The organism is Castellaniella sp. (assembly GCF_047971665.1).
Classification (GTDB): Bacteria; Pseudomonadota; Gammaproteobacteria; order Burkholderiales; family Burkholderiaceae_B; genus Castellaniella.
The window spans coordinates 23,571-44,945 of the sequence record NZ_JBKEAA010000002.1 but is presented as its reverse complement, the minus strand read 5'-3'; the positions used below and the strand labels follow the sequence as shown (position 1 = coordinate 44,945).

Sequence of the window (21,375 nt, the reverse complement as noted above, 5' to 3'; positions counted from 1 at the left end):
CTGGCCCCTGCGTTACTTGACTTCAAAAACCGGACGGAAGCCTTTGGGCGGCAGGATATCGGTGAGCTTCACGGTTTTGATGTTGTCGCTGTCGACCATGAAGATCTTCGGTCCCACATGCCGCTTGACCTCCTTGCCTTCGAGCAGGCGCACGGCCTGATCGATCGCGATCCGCCCCTGGATCACCACGGAGTCGGCCGGCGCCGCGATGATGCGGCCCCGTTGAATGCCGTCATACACGCCCGGCGTCATGTAGAAGGAGAGCAGCTTGACCTTCTTGTCCAGATTGCGCGACCGCAAGATCCCCACCGCGGCCTCGGCCGTGACAGCCGTCCCGGCCACATAGGCCAGATCCGGATTGCCTTGCAGCACGTCTTCGACCAGCTGCGATTGGACCTCCTTGCCGGTGTCGCCGTACTTGGGATCGAGCACCTTGACGGCGCTGCCCTCGACAGCCGCCATGAACCCCTTGTTCGCGGCCTCGACCCATGCCGCGCCGGCAGGCCCCGGGAACCAGCCAACCTTGACCTCCGGCGAGTCCGCCGGATGCTTCCTGGCGAGATACTCGCCGGTCGAATGCCCCATGGTGTAGAACGAAACCAGCGACTTGGCCGAGACGTTGGGCGAATTGATCCCGTTGATCAGATCGATGATCGGCACCTTCTTGGCCGCCACCGTCTCGAGCACACTGTTCAGCCCATCGCCGGAGATCGACACGATCACCACAGCATCGGCACCGCGCGCCACACAATCCTCGATCTGCGAGATCTGTCGGGCCAGATGGGTGTAGCCGCCCGCATCGGCGAGCGTCATCTTCACGCCCTGACGCTTGGCCTCTTCGGTCACCCCGTAGTCGGCACCCAGAAAATAGGCGTCTTTCATATGGGGAAACGACACGCAGATATCCCATTTCTTCGACGCCTTGGCCTGCGGCGTGTAGTCGATGGGCGACTGCTTGCCATCGACCGCGAAGGGAGGATCGGTGACTTCTGCTTTATAGGGGAACCAATCGGCGGCATGGGCGCCGCCCTGCCACATCAACGCGGCGGCAAAGACACTGGATACAAAGGAAACGCGCAGGGAGATACCGTTCATGATGAACTCCGTTGGCTTGGGAAAGAGAAGGGACTCGTCGCAATCAATGCGCGAGCTCGGATCGCATCTGGTTGATTCGTTGCCTGCGCTCGGCGCGGGCCTGCAATGCCTGGGCCATGTCGACCATGACGAACTGCGCCTTGTTGTTGGGCTGCATCTGAGCGATGCGGTCCATGTCGGCGCTGATCACGGCGCCGATCGTCGCATAGCCGCCCCCCGAGACCGCGTCGCGCTGGAGGATGATGGGCTCGCGCCCCCCCGGCACCTGGATCGAGCCGTACGGATAACCGGCGTCCACGATATTGGAGGGATCGTCACCCGCGCCGAACGGCGGCCTGCGCGGCTTGAATTGCAGGGGGGTGCCGCCCTTGTAGCGGTAACCGATGCGGTCGGCCTCCGAGCCGACTGTCCAGGTCTCCGCAAAGAAACTGGATACGGACTCCTGGAGCAGCCGGTGGCAATACAGCCCGGGCAGCACCCGCAGGGAGACCTCCTTGGTCAAGGCCGGAATCCATTCGGCCTTCGCGCAGCGGCCGGCCTTGGTCCGCACCGAGGCGGTCCCCACCGGCAGGCGGTCGCCCGCCGCCAGCTTGCGCCCCTGGTAGCCGCCAAACGCGCCCAGGCCATAGGTCGAACGGCTGCCCAGAACCTCGGGCACATCGATGCCTCCGGCCACAGCGATGAAGCAGCGCGCACCCGCCTTCATGAAGTCGAAACTCATCTTGTCGTCCGCTTTCACCGCGAACGACTCGTAGCGCGGGACTTCCTGGCCGTTGATGCGGACCACGACCTGCGCGCCGGTCACCGCCACGACCGCCGGCGCATCGAAGCGCAACTCCGGTCCCAGCAAGGTGCATTCGATCGCCGCGGCGCCCTCGTCATTGCCGACCAGCAGATTCGCCAACAAGTAGCTTTCCTGATCGAGCGCACCCGACAGCGGAATGCCAAGGTGGTAATACCCAGGACGTCCTGCATCCTGCACACTGGTCGCCAATCCTGGCTTGATGACTTCAATTGCCATACAGCACCTTCAGCAGTTGTTGGTTGTAGCTGTCCGGGTCGGCCATGAATTCCTGCAGGGAAAACGACACCGGCTCGATCTTCAGTTGATAGGTTCCCGCCCCGACCTCTTCGATCAGGCGGTCATACTCGGCGCGGTCAATCGGTTTCCATTTCACGATGTCGCCCGGCTTGAAGAACACCATCAGGTCCTTGAAGTACGGGAGCTTCTGTTCGGGATCGAAGATCGGCGCGGGGGTGACGCCGAACATCTGGTAGCCCCCCGCGCCGCGCACCGAATAGACGCAGCTGAAGCAGCCGCCATAACCCACCGTCTGTTTGGGTGTGTCGGTGCGTGGACTCAGGTACTTGGGCACCTGCAGCTGCTGTTCACGATCCACCATCTGATAGAGGAACGGCAGGCCTGAGACGAACCCCACCATGGACACGAACCAGGGCGCGCCGGAATGCGAGGCAATGAAGGCATCGACCGATTCGCGATGATTGATGCGGGCCGCATATTCGATATCCGTGCTGCTCGGATCCTGGTGCCGTTCACGAAAACGCATCAGGGTTTCGTGCGTCCACGGATCGTTGTAGAGCACCGGCACCTCGACAATGCGTGTTTTCATGTTCATGTCGGCGGCGCCCAGATTGGCTTCGATCTGCCGCAGGATTTCCAGCAGGTCGTCGGGCAGGATCACGTCGGGATCGAACCGCACCAGATAAGCGGCATTGGCCGGGCAGATCTCCGTGACGCCAGGGACAGCCTGCTGGCGCAGCGTATTGCAGATCGCCATACCTTTAAAGAATGCGGACAACGACATCTCTTCGCTGATTTCAACAAAGAGGTGCTCGTCTCCACCGAAGGTATAGCGGGCCTTGTCGGGCAGGGAGGCTTCATTCATCCGGTCACCTTCAAAGAGTCATCAGAATTAGTGTGTGAACCAGCGGCCACAGGCGTCTGCGCCAGTGGGTTTTCCGCCAGCCAGGTCTCCAGGAACCCGGTATTGAAATCGGCCGATCCCACCCGGGCGTCGTCGCACAACGCCTGATGCAACGGGATCGTGGTCTGGATTCCCTCGACCTTGAGTTCCTGCAGCGCGCGGCGCATCCGCGCCAGCGCGCTGGCGCGGTCGCCATCGTGCACGATGAGCTTGCCGAGCAGCGAGTCGTAATAGGCCGGCACGGTATAGCCGGGGAACAGCATCGAATCGAACCGGACACCCGGACCGCCTGGCACCACCAAATTCGACACCACACCGGGACTGGGCATGAACCCCTTGGCCGCGTTCTCGGCATTGATCCGGACCTCGATGGCCGTGCCGGACATCTGAATGTCCTGCTGCCTCAGGCGCAGGGGCTCACCCAGCGCGATCCGGATCATTTCCTTGACCAGGTCGATGCCGGTGATCATCTCGGTGATCGGATGCTCGACCTGGATGCGAGTGTTCATCTCGATGAAGAAGAACTCGCCCGTGTCGTCATCGTAGAGATACTCGAGCGTGCCGGCGCCCCGGTACGACACCGCATTGGCCAGGCGCAGCGCCGACTCGCACAGCGCGGCGCGGGTCTGTTCGCTGATACCCGCGCAGGGCGCCTCTTCCCAGACTTTCTGGCGTCGGCGCTGCAAGGAACATTCGCGCTCGAAACAGTGCACGGCATGCGTGCCATCGCCGAGGATCTGCACCTCGATGTGACGGGCGCTGCGAATGAATCGCTCGAGATAGACCTCGCCGTTGCCGAAAGCGGCCCTGGCCTCGGCGGTTGCCGTCGTGAACTGCTGACGCAGCTCGGACTCGTCATTGGCAATGCGGATCCCGCGCCCGCCGCCTCCGGCAGAGGCCTTGATCATGATCGGATAACCGATCTCGCTGGCCAATGCGGCGGCGATGTCGGCGTTCTCCACCACCCCCACGCTGCCTGGCACCGTGGGCACATCGGCCCGCATGGCGGCGGCGCGCGCGGCGGCCTTGTCGCCCATGGTCCGGATGGCATCGGGCGTGGGCCCGATGAAGACCAGGCCGGCCGCCTCGATCCGCTCGGCGAAATCCGCGTTTTCCGAGAGGAAGCCATACCCGGGATGCACAGCGCCCGCGCCGCTTTGCACGGCGGCCTGCAGTACGGCCTCTACATCCAGATAACTCTTGCTCGCATGCGCGGGGCCGATCCGCACCGCCTCATCGGCCATCCGCACGGCCTGGCTGTGAGCATCCGCATCGCTGTAGACGGCGACGGTCCGCAGCCCCAGCTCACGCGCCGCCCGGATGATGCGTACGGCGATTTCTCCGCGATTGGCGATCAGCACCTTGTTGAAAGCAGCTTTCATATCGCTGATCTCTACGCAGGCTGGATCGTCACGATGACCTGGCCCGGATCGACGGGCGCGCCATTCTCGACCTGGAACTTGCCGACCCGGCCGGCGGCTTCGGCGTTGATGTAGCTGAACTGCTTCATCACCTCCACAAGTCCCAGCACGTCGCCGACGGCGACCTCGTCGCCTTCGGATTTGAAGGGCGGCTCCTCGGGCGAGGGGCTGCGGTAAAAAGTCCCCGGCAAGGGGCTCAGTACTTCATGGATATCGGACATCTATGTCTCCTGATCGTATTTTTGAAGGATCAAGCCGAAACGAGTTTATCGATGCCTGTCACGGCGATATCTCTTTCGGCCAGAGCGGATCGTGTCGCACGCACCAGCTCGAGCGCCCCCGGCGTGTCGCTGTGAATGCAGACCGAATCGAATTCAATGGCGACGTCCTGCCCCTCCACCGTCTGCACCAGCCCTTCCGTGCAGGCGCGAACGACCTTTGAGGCAATGGCCTGCGGATCGAGCGCCTCGACACGGCGCGTGAAGACGATCGAGCCGCTCATGTCGTAGTCGCGGTCGGCGTAGAACTCCCGCACCACAGGCTGCCCCATCTCCAGGGCGACCCGGTGCACGACCGAGCCCGCCATGCAATACAGATGGAGCGTGGGATCGACCTGCTGCAAGGCGCTCACCAGGGCGCGCGACAATTCCTCATCGCGCGAGACATGCATGTACAACGCGCCGTGAGGCTTGACGTGCTGCAGCGACATGCCGGCCAGCCGGGCAAACTCACGCAGGGCGCCCAGCTGATACACCACATCGTTGACCAGCTCTTCGGTCCGGGCATGAATGTGGCGCCGGCCGAAACCCACCAGATCGCGGAATCCCGGATGCGCGCCGATCCCGACGCCGTGCTGCTTGGCCATGGCAATCGTCTTGCGCATGATGCTCGGATCGCCCGCATGAAAACCTGTCGCGATATTGGCCGAGCTGATCAGCGGCATCAACTGGTCGTCCACGCCGTCGCCTATGGTCCATGGACCGAAGCCTTCACCCAGATCGGAGTTGAGGTCAATGTGTTGTTTCACCTGCACTTACCCTTGTGTATGGAATCCTGCAAGTCCCTGTTGAGACTGAATGCAACAGAGAATAGAGCCTCCTCATGGCGGCGGAAAGTATTATTTTTTGATGGTTTGATATCTGAAAAACAGATGGCAAGTGCAAAAAATAATGATCTACTGACGAAAATCTTACGGGATCGCAAGAGGGAAGCATCGAAATTTCCCATGATCAACAAGTTTGGATATTTGAAAAAAAGATTATCCTGATTGAAATCACCTTTTCATCAAGACGACCATGGCACTCTCGATCCGGCAGTTGAAGTATTTCACCGCAGTGGCCGAAGTCGGCCGCATCTCCCAGGCCGCCGTCCAGCTGAACATCTCGCAATCCGCTGTCACCACCGCCGTGCGCGAGCTCGAGGAAATGGTCAGCCAGCAGCTGTTCGAACGTCATTCCCATGGCGTTGAACTGACGAGCGCCGGGCGCCGGTTCCTGAGCCATGCCTACGCGGTGCTCGCGGCCGCGGACGCGGCCGAGCGCATGCCCGTCGAGGCCACGAGCGTGAAAGGCACCCTGACCATTGCGGCCAGCTACACCGTCCTCGGCTATTTCCTGCCGCATCACTTGCAGCGATTCGCCCAATTGCATCCGCACATCCAGGTCAAGGTGCATGAAGCGATCCGCGAAGACATCGAAGAAGGCCTGATCATGCAGCGCTACGACATGGGCGTGCTGATCACATCCAACGTCGCGCTGCATGATCTGTCATTCGAGACGTTTTTCGGTTCGCAACGCCGCCTGTGGGTGCCGAGCAAACATCCGCTGCTCGACAAGGCCGAGGTCACGCTGGCCGACGTATCGCTCGAGCCCTACGTCATGCTCACCGTCGACGAGGCGGCGGCAACCGCGCTCAAATACTGGAGCAAGACTCCCTACCGGCCCAACATCCTCCTGCGCACCAGCTCGGTCGAGGCCGCCCGCAGCACGGTTGCCAACGGCATGGGGGTCAGCATCCTGTCCGACATGGTCTATCGCCCCTGGTCCCTGGAGGGCAAGCGCATCGAAACCATCAACCTGCGCGACGATATCCCGACGATGAACATCGGTCTCGGCTGGCGGCAGGGCGTGGACTACACCCCCGCCATGGCGGCCTTCCGCAACTATTTCCAGCAGCAGTTCCTGGACCCGACCTCCGCACGATCCGGACGCAGCCGACCCTGATCAAGGCGGGAGATCGCCCGCCCGCGCGCGCAGCAGCAGCAACGCGGCAAAGGCGGCCAGGCCGATCCCGCCCGACAGCCACAGCGCGCGGGCGCCCCAGGCATCGAGCGCGATGCCGAAGAGCAGCGGCGCCAGCGCCTGCGCGACGCGCGCCGGCATCATGAGCCAGCCCTGCCGCGCGCCATACCTCCGCGTTCCGAAAAACACCAGCGGCAACGTGCCCTTGGCGATGGTCAGGATGCCGTTGCCCGCCCCGTGCAGCACGGCAAAAACCGGGGCCATCGCGGGACCGGCGAACAGCAGCACCATCACCCCGACGGGATGCGCCAGCGCCGCCAGGCGCGCCGACAGCAGGGGATGAACGCGCCGCAGGAATCCAAACTCGAGCAGGCGACCAGCCACCTGGGCGGGACCGATGAGCGCGCCCACCGCGACCGCCGCCGCGAATGTCGCGCCAGCCGTCTCCAGCATCCGCGGCAGGTGTGTCGCCATCGCCGTGCTGATGAACCAGGTCGCGGCAAAAACGAACGACAGCAGCGCCGTGGCCAGCCCGGGGCGCGCCGACTCGGCGGCCGCAGACGCACCGGCCTGCGCCTCGTTGGCGGCCAGAGCGCCCCCGAAGCTCGAGCACACCGGGACTTTCGGCAGCCAGGCGTTCAGCGGCAGGCCCATCAGCAGATGCATGATCGCCCAGCCGAAACACGCCTCGCGCCATCCGAACTGCGTCCCCATCCAGGCCGACAGCGGCCAGCCGACGGTGCTGGCAAAACCCGCGATCAAGGTAATGCCCGTGATCGCGCCACGCGCGCGGTGGCCATAGAGATGCACCAGACAGGAGAACGCCGCCTCGTAAAGCCCTGCGCCCATCGCCACGCCGACGACGAGCCAGGCGGCCACCATCGTCCAGAGGCCCTGGGCGACACCGAGCAGGCCCAGACCAAGCGCGAACACCAGACTCGTGCCCGCCAGGACGATCTGCCCGCCATAGCGGTCGATGGCTTGGCCGGCCCAGGGGCCGACCAGCGCCGATGCCGCCATGGCGGCGGAAAAGGCTGCATAGATGGTCGGCGCGGACAAGCCCAGGTCACGGGCCATCGGATCGGCCAGCATGGCCGGCAGGTAGTAGGAAGAAGCCCAGGCCAGCGTCTGGGCCGCACCCAAGGTTCCGACGACCCGAACAGATGTACCTGGCACGATGCACCGCCCCTTCGACATGAATGACTGATCCCCGGCCCGCTGCGCCGGTCAGCCCCCTTTGTCGCTACAGTCCCCCGACCCCCGGTTCCAGATGACCGCACACGCCCCATTGTCCCAGCGTCCAGGCGCATTGCGTATCGATCAGGAACTGATTGATGCTGGTGTTGATGATCAGACGAGGGCCGGGCACAGTGGAATCCGCGCCGGTTGCCAGGCGCCAGGCCATATCGATCACGCCACCGTGGGAGAATACCAGCAGATGCTGCGCTGGATGTGCCTGCGCCAATTGCTCGAACGCCTGCTGGATGCGCCGCCGGAATTCACCCAGGGATTCGCCACCCTCCATGCCATCGTCCAAGGCATGAAACCCGACCGGCTGGCCCTGTGGGTTGCGCAGGGCATCCAGCGGCTGTCCCTCGTACGAACCAAAATGCCGCTCCCGCAACATCGCCAGACGCTCGATGGGCAGGCGCCAGTGCGAGCTGGCGATCTCGGCCGTCTGGCGAGCCCGGGCCAGATCGCTGGTGACGATGCGTTCGATCGGCGCATCGAAGTGCGGCGAGCGCAGCCAGGCTTCCAGCTGGCGCGCCTGCGCCACACCAGCCGGATTCAGGGAAAGATCCTGCCAGCCCTGGAGCCGGCGTTCAGTGTTCCATAAGGTTTCGCCATGGCGAACCAGCCAGAAGGTCGTGGGCATCGTTGTCCTTGTGAATGACCGGCTCAGTCCTCGTCTTCAATCGTCTGCAGATCCCAGATCTCCTTGAGCATGGAAATCAGCGCGATCAGTACCGGATCGGCCGCGTGCTCATGAGACACGGCAAACCCCAGAACGGCATCGACTCTGGCATGACCCCAGACGATGAAGTCCTGATGCTGCGCGCCTGTCAGGGCAACCTCTTCGCGCATCAAGGCGCAACCGGCACCAGCACGCACCAGCGCGTCGATGTTGGCCAGATCATCGCTGTTCATCACCGTCCGGTGCACGAGTCCATGTCGTTCGAATAATTCGCGCAGTAGCAGATGCGTATGGCTGCCTGGATAACCATCGACCCATGGCATCACGGCGATCTCTGGCCAGCCGGCCTCGCGCGCCTGCGCCGCGAGCGAATTGGGCACGACGAGGCGATAGGATACCGTACGCAGCGGGACCCACAGGACATCACGCGGCGGCCAGGCGGTAATGGTCAGGGCCGCCGACAGCGTACCGACGGACACCTGGTCGATCAGTTCGGACGACGGCAGGATGTGGGTCTGCAAATCGACCATCGGCAGACTGGCCGTGATGCGGCTGGCCAGGTGCGCCAGCCGCAGGAAATCCATGCGTTCACTCGGAACGCCCAGATTGACGGTTCCGTGCAACTCGCCCTTCAGGCGGGCGGCATTCGCCTTGAGCTGATTGACCTGCGACAGCAGCGCCTCGGCCGTGGGCAGCAGCATTTCGCCGGCACGCGCCAGAGTGATACGGCCGCTGGTCCGGTCGAACAGCGCCACACCCAGACTTTGTTCCAGGGCCTTGATCTGTGCGGTGACCGCCGGTTGCGTCAGATGCAGGGCATCCGCCGCCCGGGTGAGATTCCCGGTGCGGGCAACCGTGACGAAGGCACGGATCTGATAGATTTCCATAAAGACAGAGGAAAGATCAGGCCGCCAGCAGGCGGATCTGGGTCGGCTCCAGGCCGATCGAGACCTCAGCGCCAGCGGGGTAGATCTCCAGCCCGGTCAGGTGCGCCTGATCCGCCGTCACCAAATGGTCGCCCACCCGCACCCTGTAACGAGTGAACTCGCCCAGGAACTCCCGATGATCGATGATGCCCGGCAGCCAGATCAGGCAGGCATCGCCCCGGCCACCCGCCTTTTCGATCTGCACGGTGTGCGGCCGGAAGCTGGCCGCCAGGCGGGCCCCCTCGGGCACATTGCCATTGTGCGGCAACCGGATGTCGCCCAGCCCAGGGACATCCAAGGACAGGTGCGTACTCGAGCGCTCGCGGATCTGACCATCCAGCACATTCATCGTTCCTACAAAATTGGCCACGAACCGGTTGCGTGGATAATCATAGAGATTGGTGGGACTGCCTACCTGCTGCACGACGCCCTGATCCATCACAGCCATGCGGTCGGCCGTGGTCATGGCCTCTTCCTGGTCGTGCGTCACGAAGATCGTGGTGATCCCCAGACGCCGCTGCAACGCGAGCAGGTCCTGCCGCATCTGCACACGCAGCTTCTTGTCCAGATTGGACAGAGGCTCGTCCAGCAGCAGCACCTGCGGTTCGATGATGATGGTGCGCGCGAGCGCGACCCGCTGCTGCTGGCCGCCGGACAGTTCGTTGGGACGGCGTTTGGCATATTGAGACAGACTGACCAGATCCAGGGCTGCCTCCACCTTTTCACGGATCTCGGCGGATTTCATCTTGCGCTCGACCAGACCGAAGGCAACATTATCCCAGACGCTCATGTGCGGCCACAGGGCATAGCTCTGGAACACCATCCCGATATTGCGCTTGTGCGGCGGCACACGGCCGATGTCCTTGCCGTCGACCAGCAACTCGCCGGAATCATGCATGTTGAAGCCGGCGATCAGACGCAGCAGGGTGGATTTTCCAGACCCCGACGGCCCCAGTAGGGCAAAGAATTCACCGGGTTCAATCAGCAGGCTGATGTCTTTGAGAACCTCGTTGCGGCCGTAGGAAAGGCGCAGGTTTCGACACTCGACGCTCACTTTTTTCATGACGATTCCTAAAGAGCTCGGGACTGGCGTTGACGCGCAGAACTGCGCTCGACGATGACATGGGAGATGTAGGTGCCGATGGCGACCGCCACTACGGCGATGACGCCCAGCGCGGCGCCAGGCCCTCGACCCGACGCGCTTTGCATGTAAAGGTAGATGCCATAACTCATGGGCGCGTCACTGTCGCGCGTGACCAGCATCAGGGTGGCCGACAGCTCGACCGCCGCAGTAATGAAGCTGATCACGAAACCGGCCAGGATGCCGCCGCCCATCAGGGGGATGACGACCCGCCGGATGATGCTGAAGCGATTGGCCCCGACAGAGGTCGCCGCCTCCTCGAGCGAAGTGTGGATCTGCTGCAGCGCAGCCACGCACGACCGCAGCGCGTACGGCAGGCGTCGCACGGCGTAGGCCAGCATGATGAGCACCCAGGTGGAGGTGAGCCCGATTTCGGTCAAGGGAATGTTCACATTGCGGAAGGTGCGCAGATAGCCGATGGCCAGGACGATCCCGGGAATGGCGAGGGCTGCCGACGCGATCCAGTCCAGCCATTGGCGGCCGACCAGGCGGGTGCGCAGCAGCACATAGGCGATGGCTGTACCGAAAATCACATCCAGGCCCGCCGCCAGACCGCCATAGAGCAAGGTGTTGGCGATCATGCCCTGAGAGTCCTGGAAGACATCGACATAGTGCGCCAGGGTGTAACCGTCGGGCAGGGGCGCGTAGCTCCAGACCGTCGCCAGCGACAGCATCAGGATGCCGAAGTGCGGCGACAGCACCAGCAGCAGGACGAGCAGGATCCAGGCATAAGCCATGAGGGACTGCAGGCGGCTCAAGGGGCGCTGCTGCAGCGAATTTCCGCCCTTCTGCAGGGTGGAATAGTCGCGTCCCTTGAGCGCGCTGGCCGAGAGCCACAAAGCCAGGATCGAAAAGGCGATCATGATGACGCTGATGGCATAGCCCAGGGGATCATCGAGACCCACCTGAGTGATGCGCAGGTAGGCCTGCGGCGCCAGCATGTTGGTGGTGCCCATGACCAGCGGTGTGCCAAGATCGTCGAAAACCTTGACGAAAACCAGCGAGGCGCCCGCGATATAACCAGGCAATCCCAGGGGGAAGATCACACGGCGGAACAGTCGCCAGCCACGCGCGCCCAGGCTGAGGGCGGCCTCCTCCATGGCGCCGTCGATGTTGCGCAGCGCCACGGTCAGGTTCATGAGAATGAAGGGGAAATAATGCAACGCCTCGACAAAGATGATGCCATTCAGTCCGTCCATGATCGGGATCGTGACGCCGAAATATTCGGCCAGCAGCAAGTTGACGCTGCCCGCCTGACCAAAGATCAGCTGCAACGCCACCGCCCCGACAAAGGGCGGCATGATCAGCGGCAGCACCCCCAGGGTCTGAATCAAGATCGCCCCACGAAACTGGAAACGGATCGTCAGGTACGCCAGCGGCACCGCGATCAGCGAGGCGAACAGCGTCGCCATGCTGGCAACATACAGGCTGTTGAAGAAGGACTCTTTCAGCAGCGCCTGATGAAAGAAGGCGATGAAGTGACCGATCGTCAGGCTGCCATCCGAATTGACGAACGCACTGTAGAACACATTCCCGACTGGAATCACGAGAAACAGAAGCAGGAAAAGCAGTACGAACAGCGCCACCAACTGGATGCCAAGCGACTGTCGTCGTACGGCACTGTAGGCTCGCTGACCAAGGGCGATGGTTTGCGACATAAGGGCCCCTACGTCCGCAGACATGTCTCCGGACAGAACTGACGATATCGGGTGCGGGCCCCTTGGGGCACCGCGCGTTTCACATGCGAAGCAAACCCAAACCGCTGATCCGCCTTACAGCCCAGCGGCCTGCTGGGCGAGCTTCACCGCTTCGGCATAGTTGCTCTTTGCCTGATTATTCCAGTCACCCTGCAGCTTCGACAGCTTTTGGGTCACGGCCGAATCCTTTTTATCGGCATGGAACAATGCCTGCAATTCCGGATCCTGGACCTGGGCATGACTGAGCAACGGCGACCAGGCCAGTTGTCGCGCCTTGTCCAGCAGCTTCTTGGCCTCACCTTGATTGGCCTTGTCACCGAGCCTGGCGGCCGCCGCATAAATGGCCTCCGTCGCTTCCTGCAGTTCTTTGTGCCGAAAGGTGATCGTCTGATCGAACAGCGACTGGACAATGAAATAGCGGTTCTGCGACAGCGCCGTATCAAAATTTACCTTGCTGCGCGCGGCGATCTCCTGAGGATCCGGGTAGCCCTCCGGAATATTGCTCAGCTTGGCATAGGGCAGCACCGGCAGGCGCGAGATTTCCGGCTTGAGCAACAGTTCCTGGCCCGCCGGGCTGACGGTGAACTTGATGAATTCCCTGGCTTCGGCCTCGTTGCGGGCGCCTTTGATGAGACCAATATTGGCGGGCACGATCGCGGTTTCATCGGGATAGATGAAATCCACGGGGAATTTGGAATATTTGCTGGACAGGCCAAAGAAATCGATCACCGGGCCGGCGCCGAACTGGCCATTGTTGATGCCGTCAGGCACCCCGAAGGAGCGTTCCGTGATGGCGCCACTGTTGCCCGCCATGCGCAGCAATGTAGACCAGCCCTGGCCCCAGCCCTCGCCCTGCAGGATCGTCTCGACAGTCAGATGCATGGTGCCCGAACGCGAGGGCGAGGTCATGCCCACCAGCCCATACCATTCGGGCTTGAGCAGGTCGGTCCAGGTCTTGGGCGGTGCGATCTTGCGTGCCTTGAGCAGCCGGGTGTTGTACATGATGCCGTAGCCCGCCAGGGCCTGCCCCATGAACTTGCCCTCGGGGTCGTTGATGGGAAAGCTGCCGATATTCTTGGGCACATCCGAATTGTGCAGGTCCGTACTGTCGGCCATCAGGCCGGCCTTGGACAGCACCTCGAAGGCATCGGGCGCGCTCGCCCAGAATACATCGGGCCGCTTGCCGGCATCCGTTTCCTTCACGAAGGCAATGCCGGACACGGTGTTCTTGTTGAGGATTTCGAGATTGATGTCGGGATGCTTGGCCTCGAAGGCCTGTTTGTACGCGTTGGTGAGATCCTTCGGAAACGAGGTGATCACGGTGACGGTCCCCGCCAGGGCCGGTGCGCACGCCACCAGGGAAAGCACGGCCAGCACCGGCCTCAGGGAAAGCGATTTCAGGTTCAGCATGTTGTCTCCTGCTTATTGGTCGAGGGGGTCACCACAACATAAGCAGGCACCGACGGAGCGTCCAATCACCATTTTTGATGATGGTCATAATTGCCTGGGGACGAGGGTTCCGGGTCAGCGTTTACCCCAATGATTCAAGGACCCGCCTATACGCCTGTGCGCTGGCGCAGGGTTGCGCGGCAGATGAAGCTGGCGAGGCGGGAATGCTGATTGCGCGACATCCCGCTGCTGAACACCCTCCAATTTGTAACAAATCCCGTCACCCCCTCTTGAAACTCCGGAAACCGTCCTTATAATTAGCACTCAACGGGAGCGAGTGCTAACAGGCTCCGCCCCCTGCATCCTTCAATTTCTATGTACAGGAGTTTCTCCATGGCACTGCGTCCTTTGCACGATCGTGTGATCGTCAAGCGTCTGGACAACGAGCGCACCACCGCCTCGGGTATCGTCATCCCTGACAGCGCGGCTGAAAAGCCCGATCAAGGCGAAGTCTTGGCTGTCGGTCCCGGCAAGAAAACCGAGGACGGCAAAGTGATCCCGGTCGACCTGAAAGTCGGCGACAAGGTCCTGTTCGGCAAGTACGCCGGCCAGTCCGTCAAGGTCGATGGCGAGGAAGTGCTCGTCATCCGCGAGGAAGAAGTCCTCGCCGTGATCCAGTAAGCCACCTCACTGTTCAATCCCAAGGAATTTCAACATGGCTGCAAAGCAAGTTTATTTCGGTGACGACGCCCGCACGCGCATCGTCCGCGGCGTCAATATCCTGGCCAACGCCGTCAAGACCACCATGGGTCCCAAGGGCCGCAACGTGGTGCTGGACCGCTCCTTCGGCGCGCCCACCGTCACCAAGGACGGCGTTTCCGTCGCCAAGGAAATCGAACTGAAGGACAAGTTCGAGAACATCGGCGCCCAGCTGGTCAAGGAAGTCGCTTCCAAGACTTCGGACAACGCGGGCGACGGCACCACCACCGCCACCGTGCTGGCACAGGCCATCGTCGAAGAAGGCCTGAAATACGTGGCCGCCGGCATCAGCCCCATGGACCTCAAGCGCGGCATCGACAAGGCCGTGGTCGCCGCTGTCGACAGCCTGCACTCTCTGTCCAAGCCCTGCACCACCAGCAAGGCCATCGCCCAGGTCGGCTCGATCTCGGCCAACAGCGACACCTCCGTCGGTGAAATCATCGCCAACGCAATGGACAAGGTCGGCAAGGAAGGCGTCATCACCGTCGAAGACGGCAAGTCCCTGGAAAACGAACTGGATGTCGTCGAAGGCATGCAATTCGACCGCGGCTATCTGTCGCCCTACTTTATCAACAACCCCGACAAGCAAGTCGCCGTTCTGGATGATCCGTACATCCTGATCTTCGACAAGAAGATCAGCAACATCCGTGACCTGCTGCCGGTGCTGGAACAAGTCGCCAAGTCCAGCCGTCCGCTGCTGATCGTGGCCGAGGACGTCGAGGGCGAAGCCCTGGCCACCCTGGTCGTGAACAACATCCGTGGCATCCTGAAGACCACCGCCGTCAAGGCGCCGGGCTTCGGCGACCGCCGCAAGGCCATGCTCGAAGACATCGCCATCCTGACGGGCGGCACGGTGATCTCCGAGGAAACCGGCCTGTCCCTGGAAAAGGCAACCCTGGCCGAGCTGGGCCAGGCCAAGCGCATCGAAGTGGCCAAGGAAAACACCACTGTCATCGACGGCGCCGGCGATGCCAAGAACATCGAAGCCCGCGTCAAGCAGATCCGCGCGCAGATCGAGGAAGCCACCTCGGACTACGACCGTGAAAAGCTGCAAGAGCGTGTCGCCAAGCTGGCCGGCGGCGTGGCGGTGATCCGCGTGGGCGCGGCCACCGAAGTCGAAATGAAGGAAAAGAAGGCGCGTGTCGAAGACGCCCTGCACGCCACGCGTGCGGCCGTCGAAGAAGGCATCGTCCCCGGCGGCGGCGTGGCGCTGATCCGCGCCAAGGCCGCCGTGGCCAAGGTCAAGGGTGACAATGCCGACCAGGCCGCCGGCATCAAGCTGGTCCTGCGCGCCATCGAATCCCCGCTGCGCACCATCGTCTCCAACGCCGGCGACGAGGCCAGCGTGATCGTCAACGCGGTCGAACAGGGCGAAGGCAACTACGGCTACAACGCCGCCACCGGTGAATACGGCGATCTGGTCGAGCAAGGCGTGATCGACCCGACCAAGGTCACCCGCACCGCGCTGCAAAACGCTGCCTCGGTCGCCAGCCTGCTGCTGACCACCGAAGCCGCCGTGGCTGAAATCGTCGAAGACAAGCCCGCAGCCCCGATGCCCGACATGGGCGGCATGGGTGGCATGGGCGGCATGGGCGGCTTCTAAGCCCCTGTGCCCTTCCCGGTCCGGCGCCTCGGCGCCAGACCGGCGCCCGGCCTCACCTTGCAGCGGACACGCTGCTCGGACTCGTCAGGCACGAAATCGTCCGAAAGGACTCTGCCGTGTCCTGCCACATCCCCGCCCCGGTTCGCCGTGGCGGGGATTTTTTATACAATGCCGACACTCTCCCGATCGGCCGACCCATGACCCGACCCTCCTCCTACAAAAGCACCGGCGGATTGCTGCGCATCGTGCGCGCGTTCGGCTATTCACTGCAAGGACTGGGCGCCGCATGGCGTCACGAGGCCGCGTTCCGTCAGGAGACCCTCCTCGCGGCAATCCTGATTCCGCTGGGACTGTGGCTGGGCAACACGGCCATCGAACGGCTGCTGCTGGCCGGTGTACTGGTGCTGGTGCTGGTCGTGGAACTGCTGAATTCCGCGATCGAGGCGCTGGCCGATGCGATCAGCACAGAACACCACCCTTTGCTGGGACGCGCCAAGGACGTCGGCAGCGCAGCGGTGCTGCTGGTGCTGATCCTGACGGGCGCAGTCTGGATTGCCGTGCTGGCGCCACGCTGGTGGCCCTCATGACCCCCTGAACCACACTGAGATCCGGGGCGCGACCGCTATCCACACGCCCGCCCCGCCCTTTTTCAACCCGACACCACGGACTGCCCGACGCCATGACCTTCATCGACAAGCTGAACCGCGCCTGGACTCGCCAGGACTCCCTGCTGATGGTGGGCCTTGACCCGGACCCGAGACGCTTCCCCGAAGAACTGAAAGACCGCCCCGATGCAGTCACCGAGTTCTGCCTGCGCATCGTCGAGGCGACTGCGCCCTATGTGTGCGGCTTCAAGCCGCAGATCGCCTATTTTGCCGCGCTGGGCGCCGAGGATCAGCTCCAGGACATCTGCGCGGCGATCCGTGAGCGACACCCGGACCTGCCCATCGTGCTGGACGCCAAGCGCGGCGACATCGGCAGTACGGCCGCGCAATACGCGCGCGAAGCCTATGAGCGCTACGGCGCCGATGCCGTGACCGTCAATCCCTACATGGGCCGGGATTCGGTGCAGCCCTACCTGGACTATGGGGACCGCGGCGTCATCGTCCTGTGCCGCACATCCAACCCCGGCGGCGCCGACCTGCAGGAAACACGCATGGCCAACGGCATGCCGCTGTACCTGCACGTGGCCGATCTGGTCGCGCGGACCTGGAACACCACGGAGCAATGCGCGCTGGTGGTGGGCGCGACCTTCCCCGACGAGATCGAGCAGGTGCGCCGGCGGATCGGCGACATGCCACTGCTGATCCCCGGTGTCGGCGCCCAGGGCGGCGACATTCCGGCGACCGTGCGCGCCGGACGGACGGCGGCGGGCACCGGCATGATGATCAACTCATCCCGCGCCATCCTGTACGCCGGCCGGGGCGACGATTGGGCGCAGGCCGCCGCGCAGGCCGCCCGCGACACACGCGACGCGATCCGCGAGGCGCTGAAATGACGCTGGATTATCGCTGGCTTTATGACACCGTGCGCGCGCGCTTTGAATCAGATGCAGCCATGGAGGTCTTTCTGCCTCAGGCGCTGTCCCCTCGGGCACTGAAACAAAAAAACGATGACCGTTACCTCTCGGCCATGACTCAGCGGGTCTTTCAGGCCGGCATGCAGCACACAGTGGTCGATGCCAAGTGGCCGGAATTCGAGCAGGCCTTCGACGGTTTCGATCCGGAAACCATGGCACGGCTCGAGCCGCGAGACATCGAAGCCCACATGAAAAACGACCGGATCATCCGCGACCGCACCAAACTGAAGACCATCCCCGAGAACGCCCGGTTCATTCTGGACATCCGCCAGGAGCGCGGCAGCAGCTTCGGCGCCTTCCTTGCCGATTGGCCCATCGACGACATCATCGGTCTGTGGCGCCTGCTGGCCAAGCGGGGCGCGCGGCTGGGCGGGCGCTCGTCGGCCGGATTTCTGCGTCTGGCGGGCAAGGATACGTTCCTGGTGACCAGCGATGTGGTCGCGCGCTTGAAGACGGCGGGGGTCATCGACCGCGAGCCCGCCAGCCAGCGGGATCTGCAGGCCGTGCAGGCGGCCTTCAATGCCCTGCATCAGGCCGCCGGCAGGCCGCTGTGTCAGTTGTCGGCCATGCTGTCGCTGAGCATCAATCCGCAGTTCTGAAACCGCAGGGATGAGCGTCAATCCTTGCCCAGCGCCGTGAGCGCCGCCTGCAGGGCGCGGCAGACCGCCGCGTCGCGCACGGCCTCGCGGTCGCCCTCGAACACCTGGGTGATGGCCCGGGTCACGATCCCGGCGCCGGCGCGACGCGCAATGCCGAAACACACCATGCCGACCGGCTTGCCGGTGGTCGCGCCTCCCGGTCCGGCAATGCCGGTGGTGGACAGCGCCAGATTGGCCTGAGGCACCGCCGCCAGCACGCCGCTGGCCATTTCCATGGCGATTTCCTCGCTGACCGCGCCAAAGCGTTCCAGCGTATCGGGCGACACGCGCAACTGCTCGATTTTCGCGGCGTTGCTGTATGTGATGAAACCGCGTTCGAACCACAGGCTGGAACCGGGGCAGGAGGTAATGGCGCCCGCCAGCAACCCGCCGGTGCAGGATTCCGCCGTGGCGCAGAACCAGCCTGCGGCGCGCAGGGCGGCCCCCACCTCGCCCGCCAGGGCCCGTGTTTCACGTTCGTTCATGACAACCCCCAAAATCGCACGAGCAATGCCCCCGCCAGCAAAGCATACAGTGCGGCGACGATATCGTCGATCATGACCCCGAAGCCGTTCTTGAAACGCCGGTCGAGCAGGCTCACCGGCGGAGGCTTGGCGATATCGAACAGGCGGAACAGCGCCACCGAGACGATCTGGGACCAGAGGCCATGAGGCATCAGCCACAGCACCAGCCAGATGGCGACGATCTCGTCCCAGTTGATGCCACCATGATCCGGCACACCCAGCGCCTCGCCGCATCGCTGGGCGGCCCAGCAGCCGATCCCGAACGACACGAGCAGCACCAGCGCCATCCAGGCGTCGGGCAGATCGCGCAGCAAAACGGCCCACAGCAGCCAGCCGACCAGCGTGCCCCAGGTGCCCGGCGCCGGATGAATCAGCCCTGACCCCAGGCCGAATGCCAGGATCCGTTCCGGGCGCGAGAAGACCCACCCGGCCGAAGGACGGCGGATGGGTTGGACGGGGCCGGGCCCTTGATCCTGCACAGAGGGCTGATCCGTCATGCGCGGGCTCCATGCGGCGCGGAGAAATGATCGAAACCCTGGCGGACCACCGGCACGATTCCGCCGGCGCCATCCAGCACGCGCACGCCCGTGCCGCGCACCAGCGTGCCCACACGGGTCACAGGCACCTCCAACTGGCTTCCCAGCACCTGAATCTGCTCCCGCCACTGAGGCTGCGCGGTGAAACACAATTCATAGGCGTCTCCGCCCGAGAGCAGGGCCTCGCGCCGCAGGGCCTCATCCAGTCCGGCCAGCGCCGGATGCGCCGGCAAGGCATCCAGCCACAGATCGGCACCGCAACGGCTGGCCTGAAGAATATGACTGAAATCCTGCAGCAGGCCGTCCGACACGTCGACGGCGGCATTGGCCACGCCGGCCAGGTACCGGCCCAGACCGAGGCGCGGCACGGGCCGGTCCAGCGCCGGGAGCGTGGCCCGCAGGCGTTCGGGATCGGGAGGCAACCGGCCCAGGGTCAGGCGCAGCGCCAGATCCGCCGCGCCCAGCGTGCCGGACACCCAGACATCGTCGCCGACGCGGGCGGCGTCGCGGCGCAGGGCGTGCGACCGGCGAACCTCGCCCAGAACAGTGATGCTGAGCACCACACCGGTATCGCTTCGCGTCGTGTCGCCCCCCACCAGCGGGCAGCCGGATTCACGCGCCAGCGCATGAAACCCCGAGGAAAACCCCGCCAGCCAGGCATGATCGACCGCGGGCAGCGACAGCGCCAGCGTGCAAGCCAGGGGGCGGGCGCCCATGGCAGCCAGGTCGGACAGATTGACGGCCAGGGCCTTGTGGCCCAGAGATTCGGGATCGGCATCCGGCAGAAAATGCCGCCCCTCGACCAGCATGTCGGTGCTGATGGCCAGCTCGTACCCCGGCGACAGGGGCATCAGGGCGCAATCGTCCCCCACGCCCAGCATGCGGGCGGGCGCCGGTTTTTTGAAATACCGCGAGATCAGGTCGAATTCGCCATCCGCCTGCATAGGATCGTCCTTGCCGCGTCAGCGGTGCGCCGTGGCCTGGACCTCGGGAGCGCGGACCTCGGCGGCGAGCTTGTCGAGCACGCCGTTGACAAAGCGATAACCATCGGTGCCGCCAAACGATTTGGCGAGCTCGACGGCCTCGTTGATCGCCACGCGATAGGGGACCTCGACATGCTGGACGAGCTCGAAGCTGCCGATCAGCAACACGGCATGCTCAATGGGGGACAGCTCCGCCAGCGGCCGGTCGATATAGGGCACGAACCGTTCGCGCAGCGCATCGGCCTGAGCCGCCGCGCCCTGGAGCAGGGTCTGGTACCACTGCGCGTCGGCCTGACCGAAGTCCTCGCCATCGCGCACATGCGCGTCGATCTCGCCCAGCTCGCCCAGATCGGCGCCACCGCGCAGCAACCAGGCATACACGCCCTGCAATGCGAATTCGCGCGCCAGGCGGCGTGCGCTGCGGGCATTGGCGCGACCGGCGCGCGCGGGCTTGGACTCAGTCATCCACATCCTCTTCGTCGTCGAAATCGTCGTCCTCGTCCTCGTCGTCCTCGGATTCCGGTTCCAGCGCAGCCACCAGGTTGGCCATCTCGACGGCGGCACGGGCGCAGTCGCGGCCCTTGTCGGCGGCGCGCGCCTGGGCCTGCTCGTCGGTGTCGGTGGTCAGCACGCCGTTGGCGACCGGAATGCCGGTTTCCAGGGCGATGCGGCTGATGGCCGATGCCGATTCGTTGCTGACAATCTCGAAGTGATAGGTCTCACCGCGGATCACGGCGCCCAGGGCGATCAGGGCATCGAATTCGAAAGTCTCGGCCATCTGGGCCAGGGTCACGCCCAGCTCCAGGGCACCGGGAACGGACACCACCATGACGTCGCGTTCGTCCACGCCCAGCGCGGCCAGTTCGTCCAGGCATGTCTGCAATTCGGCCGTGCCGATTTCCTCATTGAACCGAGCACGCACGATGCCGATATGCAGGCCTTCCCCGTTCATGTCGGGGGTCATCACGTAGGGGTTCATAGTC

At 63.7% G+C, this 21,375-nt stretch carries 23 protein-coding genes; 6 read left to right on the top strand and 17 right to left on the bottom strand.

Annotation, left to right across the window (positions count from 1 at the left end; genetic code table 11):
- Positions 1-12: 12 nt before the first annotated feature.
- The 6 genes from torT to ACK5JE_RS00350 are packed head-to-tail and all read right to left on the bottom strand — an operon-like array spanning position 13 to position 5,489.
- Complete coding sequence (torT, locus tag ACK5JE_RS00375) at positions 13-1,095, bottom strand: TMAO reductase system periplasmic protein TorT (protein WP_416799736.1); 1,083 nt, start codon at positions 1,093-1,095, stop codon at positions 13-15.
- 43 nt (positions 1,096-1,138) lie between these two features.
- On the bottom strand, positions 1,139-2,116 hold the full coding sequence (locus ACK5JE_RS00370) for a biotin-dependent carboxyltransferase family protein (protein ID WP_416799735.1): 978 nt from the start codon (positions 2,114-2,116) through the stop codon (positions 1,139-1,141).
- Complete coding sequence (locus ACK5JE_RS00365) at positions 2,106-3,002, bottom strand: 5-oxoprolinase subunit B family protein (protein ID WP_416799734.1); 897 nt, start codon at positions 3,000-3,002, stop codon at positions 2,106-2,108. The genes ACK5JE_RS00370 and ACK5JE_RS00365 overlap by 11 nt, the downstream gene beginning before the upstream one ends.
- The gene (locus ACK5JE_RS00360; RefSeq protein WP_416799733.1) at positions 2,999-4,423 is read right to left on the bottom strand and encodes an acetyl-CoA carboxylase biotin carboxylase subunit; all 1,425 of its coding nucleotides are present in this window, start codon (positions 4,421-4,423) and stop codon (positions 2,999-3,001) included. Before ACK5JE_RS00360 ends, ACK5JE_RS00365 begins: the two co-directional genes overlap by 4 nt.
- An 11-nt stretch (positions 4,424-4,434) precedes the next feature.
- Entirely contained in the window at positions 4,435-4,683 is a 249-nt protein-coding gene (locus ACK5JE_RS00355) for an acetyl-CoA carboxylase (RefSeq protein WP_416799732.1), read from the bottom strand.
- Between the two features lie 29 nt (positions 4,684-4,712).
- Positions 4,713-5,489 carry a 5-oxoprolinase subunit PxpA gene (locus tag ACK5JE_RS00350; protein WP_416799731.1) on the bottom strand — a complete coding sequence of 259 codons (777 nt, stop codon included), beginning with the start codon at positions 5,487-5,489 and terminating at the stop codon, positions 4,713-4,715.
- Positions 5,490-5,757: 268 nt separating this feature from the next.
- Between ACK5JE_RS00350 and ACK5JE_RS00345 the strand changes: the two genes are divergently transcribed.
- Positions 5,758-6,684: a LysR family transcriptional regulator gene (locus ACK5JE_RS00345; RefSeq protein WP_416799730.1), complete on the top strand. Its 927-nt coding sequence runs from the start codon at positions 5,758-5,760 to the stop codon at positions 6,682-6,684.
- On the opposite strand, the gene ACK5JE_RS00340 is transcribed toward ACK5JE_RS00345, so the two are convergent.
- From ACK5JE_RS00340 to ACK5JE_RS00315, 6 genes are all read right to left on the bottom strand, one after another.
- Positions 6,685-7,878 (bottom strand): MFS transporter, encoded by a 1,194-nt coding sequence (locus ACK5JE_RS00340; protein WP_416799729.1) that lies wholly within the window; start codon positions 7,876-7,878, stop codon positions 6,685-6,687.
- Between the two features lie 67 nt (positions 7,879-7,945).
- A complete protein-coding gene (locus ACK5JE_RS00335) occupies positions 7,946-8,578 on the bottom strand; it encodes a histidine phosphatase family protein (RefSeq protein ID WP_416799728.1) in 633 nt (210 codons plus the stop codon).
- Between the two features lie 23 nt (positions 8,579-8,601).
- Entirely contained in the window at positions 8,602-9,504 is a 903-nt protein-coding gene (locus tag ACK5JE_RS00330) for a LysR family transcriptional regulator (RefSeq protein ID WP_416799727.1), read from the bottom strand.
- A gap of 16 nt (positions 9,505-9,520) precedes the next feature.
- Positions 9,521-10,606, bottom strand: a complete 1,086-nt coding sequence (locus tag ACK5JE_RS00325) for an ABC transporter ATP-binding protein (RefSeq protein ID WP_416799726.1) — start codon at positions 10,604-10,606, stop codon at positions 9,521-9,523.
- 8 nt (positions 10,607-10,614) lie between these two features.
- A complete protein-coding gene (locus ACK5JE_RS00320; protein WP_416799725.1) occupies positions 10,615-12,342 on the bottom strand; it encodes an ABC transporter permease in 1,728 nt (575 codons plus the stop codon).
- A 114-nt stretch (positions 12,343-12,456) separates the two neighbouring features.
- Positions 12,457-13,791: an ABC transporter substrate-binding protein gene (locus tag ACK5JE_RS00315; protein ID WP_416799724.1), complete on the bottom strand. Its 1,335-nt coding sequence runs from the start codon at positions 13,789-13,791 to the stop codon at positions 12,457-12,459.
- Positions 13,792-14,163: 372 nt separating this feature from the next.
- On the opposite strand from ACK5JE_RS00315, the gene ACK5JE_RS00310 reads away from it, so the two are divergent.
- From ACK5JE_RS00310 to ACK5JE_RS00290, 5 genes are all read left to right on the top strand, one after another.
- A complete protein-coding gene (locus ACK5JE_RS00310) occupies positions 14,164-14,451 on the top strand; it encodes a co-chaperone GroES (protein WP_269360072.1) in 288 nt (95 codons plus the stop codon).
- Between the two features lie 34 nt (positions 14,452-14,485).
- Positions 14,486-16,132 carry a chaperonin GroEL gene (gene groL / locus ACK5JE_RS00305; protein WP_416799723.1) on the top strand — a complete coding sequence of 549 codons (1,647 nt, stop codon included), beginning with the start codon at positions 14,486-14,488 and terminating at the stop codon, positions 16,130-16,132.
- Between the two features lie 197 nt (positions 16,133-16,329).
- Positions 16,330-16,719 carry a diacylglycerol kinase gene (locus ACK5JE_RS00300; RefSeq protein ID WP_416799722.1) on the top strand — a complete coding sequence of 130 codons (390 nt, stop codon included), beginning with the start codon at positions 16,330-16,332 and terminating at the stop codon, positions 16,717-16,719.
- A 92-nt stretch (positions 16,720-16,811) separates the two neighbouring features.
- Positions 16,812-17,630 (top strand): orotidine-5'-phosphate decarboxylase, encoded by an 819-nt coding sequence (gene pyrF, locus ACK5JE_RS00295; RefSeq protein WP_416799721.1) that lies wholly within the window; start codon positions 16,812-16,814, stop codon positions 17,628-17,630.
- A complete protein-coding gene (locus ACK5JE_RS00290) occupies positions 17,627-18,310 on the top strand; it encodes a DNA-3-methyladenine glycosylase I (RefSeq protein WP_416799720.1) in 684 nt (227 codons plus the stop codon). Before pyrF ends, ACK5JE_RS00290 begins: the two co-directional genes overlap by 4 nt.
- A gap of 17 nt (positions 18,311-18,327) precedes the next feature.
- Here ACK5JE_RS00290 and ACK5JE_RS00285 read toward each other — a convergent pair whose 3' ends face one another.
- Genes ACK5JE_RS00285 through ribH form a run of 5 tightly spaced genes read right to left on the bottom strand, consistent with a single transcriptional unit; the run spans position 18,328 to position 21,371 of the window.
- Positions 18,328-18,834: a CinA family protein gene (locus ACK5JE_RS00285; RefSeq protein ID WP_416799719.1), complete on the bottom strand. Its 507-nt coding sequence runs from the start codon at positions 18,832-18,834 to the stop codon at positions 18,328-18,330.
- Positions 18,831-19,370, bottom strand: a complete 540-nt coding sequence (locus tag ACK5JE_RS00280; protein ID WP_416799718.1) for a phosphatidylglycerophosphatase A — start codon at positions 19,368-19,370, stop codon at positions 18,831-18,833. Before ACK5JE_RS00280 ends, ACK5JE_RS00285 begins: the two co-directional genes overlap by 4 nt.
- The gene (gene thiL / locus ACK5JE_RS00275; protein ID WP_416799717.1) at positions 19,367-20,353 is read right to left on the bottom strand and encodes a thiamine-phosphate kinase; all 987 of its coding nucleotides are present in this window, start codon (positions 20,351-20,353) and stop codon (positions 19,367-19,369) included. Before thiL ends, ACK5JE_RS00280 begins: the two co-directional genes overlap by 4 nt.
- Before the next feature lie 18 nt (positions 20,354-20,371).
- Positions 20,372-20,857 (bottom strand): transcription antitermination factor NusB, encoded by a 486-nt coding sequence (gene nusB, locus ACK5JE_RS00270; RefSeq protein WP_416799716.1) that lies wholly within the window; start codon positions 20,855-20,857, stop codon positions 20,372-20,374.
- Positions 20,850-21,371, bottom strand: coding sequence for a 6,7-dimethyl-8-ribityllumazine synthase (gene ribH / locus ACK5JE_RS00265; RefSeq protein WP_416799715.1), 522 nt, complete (start codon positions 21,369-21,371; stop codon positions 20,850-20,852). Before ribH ends, nusB begins: the two co-directional genes overlap by 8 nt.
- Positions 21,372-21,375 lie beyond the last annotated feature (4 nt).